Below are 17,950 nucleotides of genomic sequence, written 5' to 3'. Positions count from 1 at the left end.
CTGCTGCCTCCCGTAGGAGTCTGGTCCGTGTCTCAGTACCAGTGTGGGGGATAATCCTCTCAGACCCCCTACCTATCGTTGCCATGGTAAGCCGTTACCTTACCATCTAGCTAATAGGACGCATAGTCATCTTGTACCAATAAATCTTTAATTTAAAAATGATGCCATCTCTAAACATTATGGAGTATTAATCTTCATTTCTAAAGGCTATCCTCCTGTACAAGGCAGATTCTATACGCGTTACGCACCCGTTCGCCGGTCGCCGACATCTAGCAAGCTAGATTCGCTGCCCCTCGACTTGCATGTGTTAAGCCTGCCGCTAGCGTTCATCCTGAGCCAGGATCAAACTCTTCATTGTATAATCTTTAATATTATTAATGTTAAGTTCCAAAAGAATTTTATAATAGCTTAATCTCTTAAACTACTACCGGTAATTCTACTCTTTAATTACGCTGTCAATTTCAATATTTTCAATGAACTTGTGGCGAGTCGCCAATGACAAGTTGTTACTTATCTTACGACTCATCCTCTTGTAGAAACACTAGACTCGAACTAGTAACTTATCGTCTTCCAAAATTTCTGTGATCGTGCCGCTTTGTGAAAGCGGATGCAAAACTACAAACTCTTTTTAATCTGACAAAACTTTTTTTAAAGTTTTTTTCTCGTTTGATTTGCTACACTATGTTAATGAACTGTTCCCCTAAAATTCGGACTGCAAAGATACTCACTTTATTTCCTAATAAACAAGAATTTGTTAAACTATTTTTTAACCTTTTCTTTAAATATCTTAAACCCTATTTTAATGAACTTTTGCTAACTTTAAAACTTAGCGCTTCTCCGTTGGCGGGTGCAAATATAGATACCTTTTCCCACTTAACAAGCAATTTTTAAACTTTTTTTTTTAAAATATTTATTAATACGTTATTATATAATTAGTTACACTCACGTCCTTTATTTTTTCATGACGGAAAAGTAAAATATAGTTCCTTGCCCCTCTTCGTTATTCAACCATATACGCCCTCCTCTTCTCTTCAAGATCTTCTTAACCAAAGCCAACCCCAGCCCTATAGATTGAAAAGAAGATGTTTCTTCTAGCTTTTGAAAAAGATTAAAAATTTTTTTATGATTTTTTTCTTCTATCCCCGGACCATTGTCTTTTACATAAAAAACATATTCTTTATCTTCTTCTTTGCTTCCTATTTCTATACATATATATTCTTTATCGTTGTGCTTAATCGCGTTCTCTATTAAGTTTTCAAACACTTGGATTATCTCAGTTTCATTATACTCTATTATTGGTAGTTTATTCTTTATTTTTATAATACAATTAGGAACAGAATTTAATTCTATTATTTGCTCTACAATATTATTTACTTTTATTTCTTTCTTCACCTCCTTTTCATTCCCTTTTAAGGAATAATTAAGGATACCATTAATTAATAAATCTATCTGCTCTACTTGATCTTTCATCATTCGAAGCATATTGATGTGTTCATTTTTTCCTGAATCATTTACATTACTCTCCAACATCCATTCTGACAAAGCATGTAAATTCCCTAAAGGGGTTTTTAAGTCATGTGATACTACATAGGCGAACTCTTCTAAATCTTCGTTCTTTTCTGACAATTCTTTTGCTCTAATTTCTAAGTCTTTTGTTCTCTCTTTTACTCTATTTTCTAATGACAAATTTATTTCTTGTAATTGTTTTCGATATCTTACATGACCATTTAAAATAATTGTTGAAAAAATAAAAATAGTAGAAGTGGATATTAATATAGCAGATTCTAATACAATATTTATATTTGATGTGAAACCCCAATAAGTTAAATGCAATAACTGGAAAACACTAAAAACCATTATAAAACCTCTATTGTTTAAAATTAGTATAGCTCCAAACATCACAATAAAAGTTCCTAACAAATAATCTATTGAAAAATCATTTACTTTAGTCGTATATATAAGATAATGTTGAAATAAAAATAACACTAAAAAAACCACATAGCCATAGTATTTTTTAGCCCACTCCTTTTTCACAAGAGGTATTATTCCTGCTATAAAAAAAACAACAGCGAAGGTTTCTCTTAAACCAGGGAGTTCTATTGCTTTTTTATTAAAATAAAAAATTAAAACAGAATAAACATACAACCCAGGAGCCATTAAGAGTAAGACTGCACTACTATTTTTTATTTCAAAAGGTTCAAGCTTACCTTTATTTTTAAAAAAATCAAAAAACATATCTAAAAAACAAACGCTAAAAAAACTAAAAGTAATTATTTCATTTTAAAAAACATTAGCTCTCTAAAATTATTGTACTTATAAAATTAATCTTATAATCTTTAATTATTATATATTGCTTACAAAATGCTTTTACAATATCTTTGCGATTCAAAATTTCCACTTGTAAGGAAATTATACATAACACATATATATAATGATTAAAATTACATTACCTGACGGGAGCGTCAAAGAATTTGAAAAGAACAGCACTCCAATGGATGTTGCTAAAAGTATTAGTGAAGGTTTAGCTAGAAATGTTATTTCTGCAAGTTTTGAAGGAGACACCATTGAAACCACCACCCCACTTACCACAGACGGCTCGTTAGTTTTATATACCTTTAATGACGCAGCAGGAAAGAAAGCTTTTTGGCATTCCTCTGCTCACGTATTAGCACAAGCTATTCAAGATTTTTATCCAAATGCAAAATTAACTATTGGACCTGCTATTGAGAATGGTTTTTATTATGATGTTGATTTTGGAGAAGATACTATTTCTGAAAAAGACTTTGATAAAATAGAAAAGAAATTTTTAGAGCGTGCTCGGGAAAAAGCTGAGTTTAAAATGCGCTCTATTTCTAAAGCTGATGCTTTAGCCTACTATAAAGCACAAAACAACCAATATAAGGTAGAACTTATTGAAGGTTTAGAAGATGGTGATATTACTTTTTGTGATCACAGTGATTTTACTGACTTATGCCGTGGAGGACATATTCCGAACACAGGAATTATTAAAGCAGTAAAAATTATGAATGTTGCTGGTGCTTATTGGCGCGGTGACGAAAAGAACAACCAGTTAACTCGTGTCTATGGAATTTCTTTCCCTAAACAAAAAGAGTTAAAACAATATTTAGAACTACTTGAAGAAGCTAAAAAGCGTGACCATAGAAAACTTGGTAAAGAGCTAGAACTTTTTACTTTTTCTCAAAAAGTAGGACAAGGTTTACCGTTATGGTTACCTAAAGGCGCTGCTTTACGTGGTCGTTTAGAAGATTTCTTAAAAGCTGCTCAAAAGAAAGCAGGGTACGAAATGGTTATGACTCCTCACATTGGTCAGAAAGAACTATATGTTACCTCTGGGCACTATGCTAAATATGGTGAAGATAGTTTTCAACCTATTACTACTCCAAAAGAAGACGAGGAGTTTTTGCTAAAACCTATGAACTGTCCACATCACTGTGAGGTGTACAATCACAAACCTTATTCATATAAAGATTTACCTAAACGTTTTGCTGAATTTGGTACTGTATATAGATATGAACAGAGTGGTGAGTTACATGGTTTAACTCGTGTTCGTGGTTTTACTCAAGATGATGCACACATATTCTGTACACCTGAACAATTAGATGAAGAGTTTAAAAATGTAATTGATTTAGTACTATACGTGTTCGGGTCTTTAGGTTTTGAAGATTTTACTGCTCAGGTATCTATTAGAGATATGGCTAACCTTGATAAATATATTGGTTCAGTTGAAAACTGGGAAAAAGCTGAGCAAGCAATCATTAATGCGGCAAAAGACAAAGGGTTAGATTATGTTGTTGAAGAAGGTGAAGCTGCTTTTTATGGTCCCAAGTTAGACTTTATGGTAAAAGATGCTTTAGGTAGAAGTTGGCAATTAGGTACTATTCAAGTCGATTACAACCTACCTGAACGTTTTGATTTACATTACAAAGGTGCTGACAATCAATTACACCGCCCAGTAATGATTCACCGTGCACCATTTGGTTCTATGGAGCGTTTTATTGCTGTTTTATTGGAGCACACAGGTGGTAATTTCCCTCTTTGGCTAACCCCAGAGCAAGTTATTGTACTGCCAATCAGCGAGAAATATCAAAAATATACCGAAAAAGTTTTAACTTTGTTAGAAAATTCCGAAATTCGCGCCCTCGTTGATAACCGTAACGAGAAGACAGGAAGAAAGATACGTGATGCCGAAGTTAGCAAAATACCTTTTATGGTTATTGTTGGTGAACAAGAAGAAAAAGATGGCACAGTATCTGTAAGAAAACATGGTGAAGGTGATTTAGGAACATTTACTATAGAGGAGTTTATTTCTCTAATACAGAAAGAAGTTAGTAAGACATTAGTTCCTTTTGGTAGTTAAAAAATAGATAGTAATTTAAAATTTATAAGTCATAGCAATTAGAAGAAAAGGCGGTAGAAGACCCGCGAGAGTAATTAAAGAAGATCAACATAGAATTAATGAAAAAATTAGACATGTTGATGAAGTTCGTCTTGTAGGCGATAACGTGGAAGTAGGTGTATATCCATTAGCTAAAGCTAAAGAGATTGCACGAGAGTTAGAATTAGATTTAGTTGAAATTTCACCTAAAGCTGTTCCTCCTGTTTGTAAAGTTATTGATTACAAAAAGTTCTTATATGAGCAAAAGAAACGTGAAAAAGCTTTAAAAGCTAAAGCAACTAAAGTTACCGTTAAGGAAATTCGTTTCGGACCTCAAACTGACGAACATGATTACGAATTCAAAAAGAAGCATGCGATTAAGTTCTTACAAGATGGAGCTAAATTAAAAGCTTTTGTATTCTTCAAAGGGCGTTCGATTGTATTTAAAGAACAAGGACAAATTTTACTATTAAAATTAGCTCAAGAATTAGAAGAATACGGTAAGGTAGAACAAATGCCGAAACTAGAAGGAAAACGTATGATTATGTTTATTGCTCCTAAAAAAGGTAAATAATACATACAATAATATAAGCAAGATAAAACTAAAAACAAAGATGCCTAAAATTAAAACAAAATCTAGTGCTAAAAAACGTTTCAAGTTAACTGGTACTGGAAAAATCAAAAGAAAGCACGCGTTTAAAAGCCACATTTTAACAAAAAAGTCTAAAAAACGTAAGCTTGCATTAACACATGCTACATTAGTACACAAATCTGATGAAGCAAACATTAAGCAACAATTAGTTTTAAAATAATTGTTAGCTCAGGGAATTTAATTATTAACCATGGAGTTGGGCTCATTAAAGAACTTTTAAGTAAGTCGCCTACTACAAAAACACATTTGAATTATGCCAAGATCAGTAAATTCAGTAGCTTCAAGAAATAGAAGAAAAAAAATCTTGAAGCAAGCAAAAGGTTACTTTGGACGTCGTAAAAACGTTTATACAGTAGCAAAGAATGCGGTTGAAAAAGGAATGCTTTATGCATACCGTGACCGTAAAAACAATAAGAGAAACTTCCGTTCTTTATGGATTCAACGTATCAACGCTGGAGCTCGTCAGTTCGGAATGTCTTACTCGCAGTTTATGGGTAAAGTTAAAGCTAATAATATCGAATTAAACCGTAAGGTTTTAGCTGATTTAGCTATGAACAATCCAGAAGCTTTTAAGGCCATTGTAGAAAAAGTAAAATAAGTTTCATAACCTTGCTTATACTAAAAACCCAAACCTTAACGTTTGGGTTTTTTTAAACCATATGTATTCATCAATTGAACTAAAATATCAGTATCATGAAATTTTTAAAAATAGTATTCATCTTTATTTTATCTCAAAGTATTATAGCTCAAACCAGTTCTCCTGACCAACCTAATACGGTTGAAAACCAGTTTAAAGAACTTTATAAGAAATCAAACAACTACCAAATTTATAAGGTCGTAAAAAAAAATGAATACTTAAGACTACAAAATAGTATTTTAGACAGTATAAAGGTTATTAAAACAGATGCTGCTGCTAAACAGGTAAAAATAGATGAACAACAAAAAAGTATTGTTGAATTACAAACTAAGATAGATACACTAAACAAAGATTTAGTTACTTCTATTGATAAGGAAGATGCTATTTCTTTTGTTGGAATTCCTTTAAACAAATCCACCTACAACTCTATAGTATGGGGTATTATTTTTGTTTTACTTGCTGCCTTAGCTTTCTTCATATACAGGTTTAATAACAGTAATGTAGTTACTAAAGAAACAAAAAGTTTATTAACTGAAACTGAAGAGGAATTTGAACAATACAAAAAAAAGACCATTGAAAAAGAACAAAAATTACGTAGACAATTACAAGACGAAATTAACAAACAACGTGGTGTGAATTAACATAAAAATATTTTTATTATAAAATAAAACAATCCTTTGGTTAATTATCCAGTAACCAAAGGGTTTCTTTTTTATATTTATTTTCCTTCATTCTTAATATATTTTTTGTTTTATGGAACATCATTTAGAATTAACATCCCAATAGTTTACTTCATGAAAAAGAATTTTACGCTACTGTTTATATTTACTTTTCTAAAGATATTTGGTCAAACTCATTACGAAATCATAGGTTTTTCAGAAAGATATAAAGGACACTTGGTTATTGAAAAAGGTTATGAAAATGAAATTTTCAAAAAAGGAAGTATTACTGTTTACGAATCTAAAACAAATACAAAAATTATAGAAATACACTCTGATGAATTAACTTTTGAGTTAGAAACCTCTGGAGTTGTTAAAACAAGTATGTTAAACATTCCATATGGAAAACAAAGTATTTTAATTTATAAAGACTTTAATTTCGATGGTGTTAAAGACTTAGCTATCATGGATGGACAGTTTAGCTGCTATCATGGACCGTCTTTTAAAATTTATCTAGAAATTAACAACAAACTAACATTTAGCCCTGAGTTTACTCGATTAGCACAAGAATATTGTGGTATGTTTCAAACGGATGACAAAACAAAAACCATTCATACCATTACTAAAAGTGGTTGTTGCTGGCATCAATATTCAACTTTTAAAGTAGTAAACAATATACCTACTCCTATTTTAATTGTAGAAGAAAATGCTGCTTTTACTCCTTTTTATTCGACTACTATAACAGAATGGAACGGAAATAAAAAAAATACCAAAACCACTAAAACACTAGATTTAAAATATGATGGGCTTTCTAAAATATTATCATTTAATCTTATTAAAAACAAGAAACGGGCTGTTCTATTTAGCATGAATGGATTAACTCTTAATTACGCTTTGATTAAACCTGATGGAACTGTAGAATTCTCATTCCCTATTGAATTGATGGGAGTAGATTACAATTTCAGACTCAATAAAACAAAAGACACCTTAGTTTTTAAAAACAAGGGTGTTACTTATCAAATTTACCAAACAATCAAAGAAAGTAAGATTAACAGCATTGGTATACTTGTTAATATAAAAGGTAAAAAATATAATTTAAAAGGGGATTTAAACTCTATAGAGGGGAGTTTAAAAGCTCTAAAAAACATAAAATTAAATAATCTTATTGTCGAATAATCTTTTAATAAATTAAGTCCCGAGTGATAAACAAACTCGGGACTTATTTATTAATAACTATTATTACCTTTTAAAACTTGGCTCTCTTTTAACATGAAAACACATTTAAGTTATAAACGTAAAAAACACCTATGACAAACCAGAAATTAGCCCTTTGTTATCTATTGTCATATTTTCTGATGCTGGAGTTGCGGGTAACCCAGGCATACGCATCATTTTTCCTAAAATTGGAATTATAAATTGTGCTCCTGCTGCTATTTCTATTTCTCTAACATTTACTGTAAACCCCTCTGGTCTTCCAATTAACTTATCATTATCTGAAAATGACTTTTGAGTTTTTGCCATACAAACAGCAAAGTCATTAAAACCTAAACGATCAATTCTTCGCAAGTTTAACTCAGCTTTTTTATCATAGGTTACAGTATCTGCTCCATAAATTTCTTTGGCAATCTTTTCTATTTTTTCTTTTACAGGACTTTTCCAATCGTACAACGGTTTGTATTGGGTAGCTTTGTTTTCAACTACATCAACAACAGCCTCAGCTAATTTTTTAGTTCCTTCACCTCCTTTTGCCCATCCTTCTGAAACAACTGCTTGTACACCTAAACTAGCACAAGCATCAATCACATAATTAACTTCTTCCTCAGTGTCTGAAATAAAAGAATTGATAGCTACTACAGGTTCAATATTAAATTTTCTAATATTCTCTATATGCTTTTCTAGGTTTTTAAATCCGTTTTGTACACGCTCTAATCTTGGGCTATTGTATTCTTCTTTTGATGATCCTCCATGGTGGCGCAATGCTCTAATAGTAGCAACTAGAACCACACATTTAGGATTTAACCCTGCATATTGTGATTTTATATTTAGAAACTTTTCTGCTCCTAAATCAGCTCCAAAACCAGCTTCTGTTACTACATAATTTGATAACGACAACCCCATTTTAGTTGCAATAATTGTATTAGTACCTTGTGCTATATTTGCAAAAGGTCCACCATGAATAATTGCCGGATTTTCTTCTAAGGTTTGTACTAAATTTGGTTTTACTGCATCTTTTAACAAAATAGCCATTGCATCTTGTGCTTTTAAATCACGTGCAAAAACTGGCTTTTTATCAAAAGTGAACCCAATAAAAATACTCCCTAAGCGTTCTTTTAAATCATCAAAAGAAGTTGCCATACAAAGAATAGCCATTACTTCTGATGCTGGTGTAATGTTGAATCCATCTTCGCGTGGTATTCCATTTGCCGTTCCTCCTAAACCAATTGTAATTTGACGTAACGAACGATCGTTCATATCAATCACGCGTTTCCATAAAATCGTACGAGGATCGATATTTAAATTATCAGTGCTGCTCTGTAAATTGTTATCTATTAAAGCTGACAGTAAATTATTTGCTTTCTCTATAGCGTTGAAATCTCCAGTAAAATGTAAGTTTATATCCTCCATTGGTACAACTTGCGAATGTCCACCTCCAGCTGCCCCTCCTTTAATTCCAAAAACAGGTCCTAATGATGGTTCTCTCAATACTACAGTTGCCTGTTTTTCTATTTTATTTAATCCTTCTGTTAAACCTATAGAAACAGTTGTTTTTCCTTCACCTGCTGGCGTAGGTGTTAGTGCTGTTACCAACACTAAGTTATTTTCTTTTACTTTCTCTTCGTTTATTAAACTTAAAGGTAATTTAGCTTTGTATTTCCCATACATTTCTAAATCATCTTCTTTAATTTTTAATTTACTTGCTATATGTTTAATATGTTGTAATTCTTTTGCTTGAGCAATTTCGATATCTGTTAAATGCGCCATGGCGAATTATTTAAAATTTTTAAGTTATTTATTTTGCTAAAAAATAGGTAAATATACGTAATATAATCCCCCTAAAAATTGACATTTGTTAGCAAATATTCCCTATTTATTATCTAATCACATAAATATGATAAAAGAATTGGCTTTTCTTTTAACGAAACGCTATATTTGCACGTTTTTAAAATAAAGTCGATTTAAATTATTTACAATGCAAAACAAAGGATTAATTAAATTATTTGCTATACTTTTTGGTCTAGTGAGTATTTATCAGTTATCGTTTACATTCTTTGCCAATAAGGTAGAAGATAGTGCGAAACAATATGCTAAAGCTAATGTTAGTGATAACAACGGTAGAGCTCTAGCAAGATATGAACGAAAATACTTAGATAGCGTAGCTAACAAAGAGATAGTAAATTTAGGATTTGCAAAGTACTCTTACAATGATATCAGAAACAAGGAGATGAACCTTGGTCTTGATTTAAAAGGGGGTATTAACGCAATTTTACAGGTATCAGTAAAAGATATCTTAATCGGATTGTCTGACGATTCTCAAAACACAACTTTTAAGCAAGCATTAACGAATGCTGATGAAGCTCAAAAAGATAGCCAAGAGAATTACTTAGATTTATTCTACAACGAGTTCGAAAAATTAAGTAATGGTAGTATTAAATTAAGTGACCCTAGTATTTTTGGAACAAAGGCTTTACGTGATAAAATAGACTTCAACAAAACAAACGAGCAGGTTAAATCGACTTTACAAGAAGAAATAAACACTTCTATCAACACTGCTTTTGAAGTATTACGTAGCCGTATTGATAAATTTGGAGTTGTACAACCGAACATTCAACGTATTGGAAACTCTGGTAGAATTCAAGTAGAATTACCAGGTGCTAAAGATATTGATCGTGTAGAAAAACTATTACAAAGTACTGCTGAATTACAGTTTTGGGAAGTACACACGAATGCAGATGTTCAAAACTTTTTCTTTACAGCAAACGCTAAAGTTGCTGAAATGTTAAAAGATGATTCTGCAACTGAACAAGTGAAAGATACTGCTAAGGCAGACAATGATATTGATGATTTATTGGGTGAATCTGCTGATTCTACAAAAGTTGAAACTCAAAAGAACTTATTTACTTACTTATACCCTAATGTAGCTCAGAGTCCACAACAAGTAAGCTCGTTAGTTGCACAAGCTAGAGTTCAAGATACTGCGAAAGTAAATAGTTTCTTACAGAACAAGGAGATAAGAGCTTTATTACCTAACAACTTAAAATATACAAAGTTTTTATGGGATTACAAAACTCAAGCTGGAGCTGATGGAACAGAGATTATTGGTTTGTATGCAATAAAATCTAACCGAAAAGATAAAGCTCCTATTGGTGGTGATGTAATTGCAGATGCTAAACAAGAATACGATCAATTGAGTAAACCTGTAGTATCCATGTTAATGAATGGTTCCGGTACTAAGCAATGGGCAAAAATGACTAGCGAAAATATTGGTAAGTTCGTTGCTGTGGTATTAGACAACTACGTATATACTGCTCCTGTTGTAAATGCAGCTATTACTGGTGGTAGTACTCAAATTTCAGGAGGAACCATGACAGTAACTGAGGCACAAGATATTGCAACAGTTTTAAAAGCTGGTAAACTACCTGCTCCTGCTCGTATTATTCAAGCTGAAGTAGTTGGACCATCATTAGGTAAAGAGTCTATTGATGCAAGTATGTGGTCATTCGGGTTAGCTATTATTTTAGTGTTGGTTTGGATGTTCTTATACTACGGTAGAGCTGGTATTTATGCTAACATTGCTTTAATAGTTAACATCTTATTTATTTTTGGAATTTTAGCTTCATTTAATTCAGTATTAACCTTACCTGGTATTGCTGGTATTATCTTAACCATAGGTATGTCAGTAGATGCAAACGTAATTATTTTTGAAAGAATTAAAGAAGCCTTAAACGGTGGAAAAAACTTAGGTGAATCAGTAGATGAAGGATTTAGTATTAAAGGAGCGTTATCTGCAATTATTGATGCTAACATTACTACTTTATTAACTGGTATTATTTTATACACTTTCGGTACAGGACCAATTAAAGGTTTTGCTTTAACACTGATGATAGGTATTGCTACTTCTTTATTTACAGCTGTATTCATTACTCGTTTATTTATTGACGGTGCTGTTGAAAAGGGAACTAAGTTACCTTTTAATACTGGTTTCTCTAAAAACTGGTTTAAAAATATTAATATTGAATTCTTACAAAAGCGTAAGATAGCTTATATAATTTCAGGATTCTTTATCGTAGTAGGCTTAGCTTCTATTTTTACTGTAGGTTTAAAGCAAGGGGTAGACTTTAAAGGAGGACGTTCTTATGTGGTACGTTTTGACGAAGCCATGAAAGGTAATGAGATATCAGAGCAGCTGAAAGAAGTATTTGGTACAGCTCCAGAAGTAAAAACTTTTGGTTCTGATCACCAATTAAAAATTACTACTGCCTTCAAAATTGATGAAGAAGGTACTAATGTAGATGAACAAGTTCAAAACGCTTTATATCAAGGATTAAAACCATACTTAGGAGACACTTCTTACGAAAACTTTAAACCTGGTTTTGAAAAAGCAGGAAACGGAATTATGAGCTACATTAAGGTAGAACCTACTATTGCAGATGATATTAAGCAATCAGCTTTATGGGCAGTTTTAGGATCGTTAATCGTAGTTTTCTTATACATCTTATTACGTTTTAGAAAAATGGCATACTCTATTGGTGCGGTAGTAGCTGTTTTTCATGATGTGTTAGTAGTATTAGGTGTATTCTCTTTACTATACAAATTCATGCCATTTGATATGGAAATTGGTCAATCATTCATCGCAGCAATTTTAACAGTAGTAGGATACTCATTAAATGATACTGTGGTAATTTTTGATAGAATTAGAGAGTTTACAGAAGGCAAAAACTCTGTTACTGCTAGTTTAGTAAACAAAGCATTAAACAGTACATTAGGAAGGACTATCAACACCTCTTTAACAACATTACTTGTAATGTTAGCTATCTTCTTCTTTGGAGGGGACAGTATTAAAGGATTTATGTTCGCATTAATCGTAGGTGTGGTAGTAGGTACTTATTCTTCTTTATTTGTTGCAACGCCAATTATGTTTGACGTTTCTAAAAAAGAAGAAAACAAGTAACTTAAATAAAAACATACATAAAACCGTTTTGAATAAACTTCAAAACGGTTTTTTCATTTAATATCAAGCAACTATCTTTGCAGTCTGATGAAAATTACAAAACTCCACGATTTATATTTTAAAGAATTCATTTCAGCTGATGAAATTTCTAATATTGTTAGTTCTTTAGCTGAGCAAGTAAGAAAAGATTTACCTTCTGATGAAGTTCCTATTTTCATAGGAATTTTAAACGGGTGCTTTGTTTTTACTGCCGATTTTTTACGTGAATATAAAGGAAACTGTGAAATTAGTTTTGTTAAATTGTCTTCTTACCAAGGCACTTCTTCAACAGAAAATGTAAAGAGCTTAATTGGTCTTAATGAAGATTTATCTGGTCGTACCGTTATTATTTTAGAAGATATTATTGATACTGGTACAACCCTTCAAGAGATTTATGAAATCTTTAAAACAAAAAAATTAAAAGAACTAAAAATAGTAACACTTTTTTACAAGCCTGATGTCTATCGTAAAGAGCTACATATAAATTATATTGGAAAAAGTATTGAAGATAAATTTATTGTAGGTTACGGATTAGATTACAAAGGTTATGGTAGAAACTTGCCTGCTATTTATCAATTAACAACACCACCAAAAATGAAAAACATCGTATTATTCGGTCCTCCAGGTGCAGGAAAAGGTACTCAAGCAGAAGTTTTAAAAGAAAAATACAATTTAGTACACATTTCAACAGGAGATGTATTCCGATTTAATATTAAAAATAAGACTGAATTAGGATTATTAGCAAAAACATATATTGATGCTGGAGATTTAGTTCCTGATGAAGTTACCATTAATATGTTGAAAGAAGAGGTTAACAAAAATGCAGATTCTGCAGGATTTATTTTTGATGGATTTCCTCGTACAGAATCTCAAGCAAAAGCTTTAGATACTTTTTTAGCTGAAAAAGGTGAACGTATTAACGGAATGGTTGCTTTAGAAGTGCCAGAAGACTTATTAGTTGAACGTATCTTAGAAAGAGGAAAAACTAGTGGTCGTTCTGATGATATGGATGAAAGTAAAATCCGTAATCGTTTTAATGAATACAATACTAAAACAGCTGTTTTAAAAGACTATTACCAAACACAAAACAACTACTACGGAGTAAACGGAGTTGGCTCTATTGAAGAAATTACACAACGTTTATCAGACGTATTTGATACACTATAACAAACACTTGTTTAATTGTTAAAGTAATAACAATTATCGCTTTTTAACAATTCAACAAATAAACAACGAACAATGACTGAAGGAAATTTTGTCGACTATATTAAAATCTACGCATCATCAGGTAAAGGTGGTCGTGGATCTGCACACTTACATCGCGAAAAATACATTGCGAAAGGTGGACCTGATGGTGGTGACGGTGGTCGAGGTGGTCACATTATATTACGTGGCGATAAAAATATGTGGACACTTTTCCATTTAAAATTTAAACGTCATTTTAGAGCTGAACACGGTGGTGATGGTAGTAGCAGTAGAAGTACTGGACATGATGGTGCTGATGTTATCATTCCTGTTCCATTAGGAACTATTATCCGTGATGCTGATACTGACGAAATTTTACATGAAGTTATTGAAGACGAACAAGAAATCATCTTATTAGAAGGTGGTAAAGGTGGTCGTGGTAACTGGCATTTTAAGTCATCAACCAATCAAACTCCTCGTTATGCACAGCCAGGTATTGACGGACAAGAAGGTTGGTATCGTATTGAATTAAAAATTTTAGCTGATGTTGGTTTAGTTGGTTTCCCTAATGCAGGAAAATCAACTTTATTATCTGTTATTACCGCCGCCAAACCTAAAATTGCTGATTATGCATTTACAACCCTAAAACCTAATTTAGGTATTGTGGAATATCGTAATCATCAAAGTTTTGTAATGGCAGATATTCCTGGGATTATTGAAGGAGCTGCTGAAGGAAAAGGTTTAGGGCATCACTTTTTACGTCATATAGAACGTAACTCTACCCTACTCTTTTTAATTCCTGCTGATAGCGAGGATATAAAAAGGGAGTATGAAATTTTATTGAATGAGCTTCGCAAACACAATCCTGAATTATTGGATAAAGACCGTTTATTAGCTATATCAAAATCAGATATGCTAGACGACGAATTGAAAGAAGAAATTAAACAAGAATTACCAGAAGGCATTGAAGCGTTATTTATTTCATCTGTAGCTCAACAAGGCTTAATGGAGCTCAAGGATAAATTGTGGCAAATGTTGAATTAAGGAATTGAGTTAATAAGAAAGTAACAAAAGCGCCCTATGGGGCGCTTTTGTTTTAATCCATATTCCATACCTTTTCAAAAATTTCTTTAAAAGCTACTTTAGGATCTTCTTTAGAGCTTTTTTCAATATACAAATTCATTAGCTCTACTCTATCTACAGCACTTGGATGTGTAAATATTTCTGGCCCTAATAAAGATTGAACTACTTCTAAATTCTGTTTTAATTCTTCTCCTAAAGTTTTCTCTTGGGTTAGCATTAAATGTATCGCAATTAAGTCTGCTAAATACTCTGCTTTTTTATAATCATTTGTTTCAATCCCAGAAGGTATTTGTAAACCAAATTTAAACTTTTTTGCTTGATTAAGTGTTACGATGTGACCTATCTCGTGAGATAGTACATAAACTTTTATATAATCTTTATCATAATCTACTAATCCTTGACTTACTTCAATATAATTATCTGCTGCTCCAGCATTAATAGAGTTGTCGTTCTTATCTATCCTAAATTCATTAGGTATTTTTATATCAATATATGAACTAAACAGAGGTTTTATTTTTTCTTGATATAATTTATTTAGCTGTTCTTCTTTAGTTAATTCTAGAACTATGTCTTCATTTTTTATAGCACTTGTTTTACAAGTTACTAATAAAATAGCTATTAATAATATGGTTACTTTATTCATTATAAATTTGCATAAAAAAACACCCTTAAAATAAATTCTAAGAGTGCTTAACTAGGGGAATTAATCAATTAATCAAAATAAGTGTACGTAATGTCAGTGTTAATGAATCCAAATACTACATATGACGCTGTTACAGGATAGTTATCTGTGTTATATGTGTACGTTACAGGTGTATCACTTGAAAAACTACCTTGTGTTGGGTTGTTTACGTTTACTGCATCTAACCCTATTCCTATATTTATCTTTGAAAAAGCTGATGGATAAACACCTTTAAAAGGATTATTTTTATCATCATAAGTGTTTTCCAATGTTTCAGTTCCAATAGTTTGAGACTTTACATTTCCTTCTTTGTTGTATACATAACTTGTATTAGTTATTTTATCATTTTCTTTGTTTACCCTTACCTTCTTTTCTAATCTATTATCAGAATCATAAGTGTAGGTATAAGTATAAACCTCTTTACCATCTTTTTTTTCAATAGCGCTTGCAATTAAACCTGCATCATTGTAAGTGTAAATTGTACTTTTCGTATCAGTTTTAACTTCTATTACTTGGTTTTTATCATCATATACCAATGTGTACGTTGTAGTTGCTCCACCTTCTTCAATTTCATATGACTTAATAAAGTTAGATACATCATCATATGTATAAGTAGTTAAACTCTCGCTATAATCGTCTTTAAAAAGGAAAGTCTTTATTTTAGAACCACTACCTACTTCTCCACGAATATTAATAGTAACATTGTATACTTTCTCATCACCATTTTCTGCAGTAACAGTAAAAGGCATTGCTTCACCGTCAACAAAATTTACCGCTTCTCCTGAGGCTGGTGAAATAGTAGCTTTATCTGATATGGTAATATTAGGAACTAAACCTGTAATATCTGTTTTAAAAGGAACACTTATTGTAATGTTATTTCCTAAATCGTATATAACATCATCTTCACTTAAGCCTTCAAAGTTTATTTTAAAACTTGTAATACTGTTTAAAGATGATTGTACTACTTTATCGTTATCATCACTAGAGCAGCTTACTATTACAAGTGCAATAATTAAAGACAAAAAAGGGAAAACTTTTTTCATAATGTAAATATTTAAATAATTAGTAATTAAGTATCAATTTATTTTTATCCGTTTGATACTTGCCGGATATTTTTATCTTAAAAATTTGGGTTATTTATCTTAGCATCGTTTGGAAACTGAACGACATACCTACTGTCATTTTTATTTAGGCTATAATTTTTTCCTTCGTACCACTTTGTTATTTCAGGTTGTGTAGTTCTTTTTAAGTCATTCCAACGTTGCCCCTCAATTGCAAATTCACGTGCACGCTCGTCTAATATTTCTTCATATAACTGTTGCTTTGTTAATGAATTAATATAAGTGGTATAAGTTATAACTTTAGCTGGTGTATACCTGTTCTTTATTAATACTAACAGTTGCTCTTTTGCAAATGTTAATTCGTTTAATTGTGTATATGCTTCTGCTAAGGTTAAGTATAGTTCAGCTACTCTGAAGGTTGATTTATACTTAAGGTCTGCTGTTTTAGCAGCTCTGTAAACTGTTCCGTCTTTCTTAAAGTAAATATTAAATCTTAAATCATTTATTCTATCATATTTATTTAAAAATTGATCAGAAACCGCAGCATTACTTGCTATGTCAAAAGACGACACTTGATCTAATGCTAAAATAGATTCTACAGAACTAAATTCTGAAGGCATTATTGAACTATCTGAATTTAAGTCTTGTATTGTATTTTTTATAGCTAAGGCTTCTTTACTTACATCAATAGCTTTTTGCCACTCTTTTTTATACAAATACACTCTAGCTTTTAAGCTTTTCAAGGCAATTTTTGAAAATCTATAGTTAAAACCAGAAGCTTGCTGTTCTATATTTAAACGTGCTTCGGCATTAGAAAGATCACTTAGTATTTGCGTATATACTTCTTCTACTGATTGAATGTCATACTTTTGGTCTAAGTTATATTTAGTAACTATAGGAACTCCATTGTCATTACTTGCTGTTGTTGTATCGTATGCCTTTGCATACAAATTAATTAACTGAAAATATTGTAGTGCTCGTAAAGCGTAAGCTTCCCCAACTAATTGGGTAATTGCTGTTGCATCTCCAGTAATTTCTGTTTCTTTTTCTATAACATGGTTTGCATGAAAAATTATTTTATAGAAACTAGCATACGAAAAAGGTGTTGTTAATGGTGATGCACTCGCATCATTCCATAAATAAATATCTTCATACTGCTCTGAACCTACAGAGCTTTTGCTTAACTGTAGTTCATCTGCTCTATAAGTAGTTAATATATGGTTGTTTTTTTCTGTTGCATAAGCTGTTGTTAAAAAGCTTCGGTAATCTTCAACCGATTTTGGTATTACTTGTCCTACCGGTTCTATATCTAAGTAATCATCACAAGAAACGATGCTTACTATACTAATTAATAATATGTATATATGTTTTTTCATTACTGTATTTT

14 protein-coding genes and 1 rRNA gene (1 of these 15 only partly in view) are annotated in these 17,950 nt (G+C 31.6%); 9 read left to right on the top strand and 6 right to left on the bottom strand.

The features are described from left to right. Positions 1–358, bottom strand: a 16S ribosomal RNA gene (locus tag AC3VJB_RS15405) (it extends 1,164 nt beyond the left edge of the window). 593 nt (positions 359–951) lie between these two features. Beyond that, positions 952–2,235, bottom strand: a complete 1,284-nt coding sequence (locus AC3VJB_RS15400) for a sensor histidine kinase (RefSeq protein ID WP_437823878.1) — start codon at positions 2,233–2,235, stop codon at positions 952–954. Between the two features lie 196 nt (positions 2,236–2,431). Here AC3VJB_RS15400 and thrS point away from each other — a divergent pair, with 196 nt between their 5' ends. The 6 genes from thrS (at position 2,432) to AC3VJB_RS15370 (ending at position 7,520) form a co-directional block, all read left to right on the top strand. Then, positions 2,432–4,378, top strand: a complete 1,947-nt coding sequence (gene thrS, locus AC3VJB_RS15395) for a threonine--tRNA ligase (protein WP_047790513.1) — start codon at positions 2,432–2,434, stop codon at positions 4,376–4,378. 73 nt (positions 4,379–4,451) lie between these two features. Continuing rightward, positions 4,452–4,970, top strand: a complete 519-nt coding sequence (infC, locus tag AC3VJB_RS15390) for a translation initiation factor IF-3 (protein WP_073184421.1) — start codon at positions 4,452–4,454, stop codon at positions 4,968–4,970. A gap of 40 nt (positions 4,971–5,010) precedes the next feature. Then, complete coding sequence (gene rpmI, locus AC3VJB_RS15385; protein ID WP_047790515.1) at positions 5,011–5,208, top strand: 50S ribosomal protein L35; 198 nt, start codon at positions 5,011–5,013, stop codon at positions 5,206–5,208. A 93-nt stretch (positions 5,209–5,301) separates the two neighbouring features. Beyond that, positions 5,302–5,646 (top strand): 50S ribosomal protein L20, encoded by a 345-nt coding sequence (gene rplT, locus AC3VJB_RS15380; protein ID WP_028891166.1) that lies wholly within the window; start codon positions 5,302–5,304, stop codon positions 5,644–5,646. 95 nt (positions 5,647–5,741) lie between these two features. Then, complete coding sequence (locus AC3VJB_RS15375; RefSeq protein ID WP_047790516.1) at positions 5,742–6,326, top strand: hypothetical protein; 585 nt, start codon at positions 5,742–5,744, stop codon at positions 6,324–6,326. 153 nt (positions 6,327–6,479) lie between these two features. Beyond that, the gene (locus AC3VJB_RS15370; RefSeq protein WP_437823875.1) at positions 6,480–7,520 is read left to right on the top strand and encodes an XAC2610-related protein; all 1,041 of its coding nucleotides are present in this window, start codon (positions 6,480–6,482) and stop codon (positions 7,518–7,520) included. 129 nt (positions 7,521–7,649) lie between these two features. Here the strand turns inward: AC3VJB_RS15370 and AC3VJB_RS15365 are convergent, their stop codons facing one another. After that, the gene (locus tag AC3VJB_RS15365; RefSeq protein WP_159494849.1) at positions 7,650–9,326 is read right to left on the bottom strand and encodes a formate--tetrahydrofolate ligase; all 1,677 of its coding nucleotides are present in this window, start codon (positions 9,324–9,326) and stop codon (positions 7,650–7,652) included. A gap of 208 nt (positions 9,327–9,534) precedes the next feature. Between AC3VJB_RS15365 and secDF the strand changes: the two genes are divergently transcribed. The 3 genes from secDF to obgE all read left to right on the top strand — a co-directional run bounded on the left by secDF (position 9,535) and on the right by obgE (position 14,781). Then, the gene (gene secDF / locus AC3VJB_RS15360; protein ID WP_437823873.1) at positions 9,535–12,513 is read left to right on the top strand and encodes a protein translocase subunit SecDF; all 2,979 of its coding nucleotides are present in this window, start codon (positions 9,535–9,537) and stop codon (positions 12,511–12,513) included. Positions 12,514–12,600: 87 nt separating this feature from the next. After that, on the top strand, positions 12,601–13,719 hold the full coding sequence (locus AC3VJB_RS15355; RefSeq protein WP_082118684.1) for an adenylate kinase: 1,119 nt from the start codon (positions 12,601–12,603) through the stop codon (positions 13,717–13,719). 72 nt (positions 13,720–13,791) lie between these two features. Further along, positions 13,792–14,781 carry a GTPase ObgE gene (gene obgE / locus AC3VJB_RS15350; RefSeq protein ID WP_497667310.1) on the top strand — a complete coding sequence of 330 codons (990 nt, stop codon included), beginning with the start codon at positions 13,792–13,794 and terminating at the stop codon, positions 14,779–14,781. A gap of 52 nt (positions 14,782–14,833) precedes the next feature. On the opposite strand, the gene AC3VJB_RS15345 is transcribed toward obgE, so the two are convergent. The 3 genes from AC3VJB_RS15345 to AC3VJB_RS15335 all read right to left on the bottom strand — a co-directional run bounded on the left by AC3VJB_RS15345 (position 14,834) and on the right by AC3VJB_RS15335 (position 17,939). Further along, positions 14,834–15,463, bottom strand: a complete 630-nt coding sequence (locus AC3VJB_RS15345; RefSeq protein ID WP_497667309.1) for a M48 family metalloprotease — start codon at positions 15,461–15,463, stop codon at positions 14,834–14,836. A gap of 68 nt (positions 15,464–15,531) precedes the next feature. Then, on the bottom strand, positions 15,532–16,545 hold the full coding sequence (locus tag AC3VJB_RS15340) for an SGBP N-terminal domain-containing protein (protein WP_073184412.1): 1,014 nt from the start codon (positions 16,543–16,545) through the stop codon (positions 15,532–15,534). A gap of 77 nt (positions 16,546–16,622) precedes the next feature. Then, positions 16,623–17,939 (bottom strand): RagB/SusD family nutrient uptake outer membrane protein, encoded by a 1,317-nt coding sequence (locus tag AC3VJB_RS15335; protein ID WP_497667308.1) that lies wholly within the window; start codon positions 17,937–17,939, stop codon positions 16,623–16,625. Between the last annotated feature and the right edge of the window lie 11 nt (positions 17,940–17,950).

It is taken from the genome of Tenacibaculum sp. TB-53 (assembly GCF_059716285.2).
This window is presented reverse-complemented; position numbering and strand designations above follow the sequence as displayed.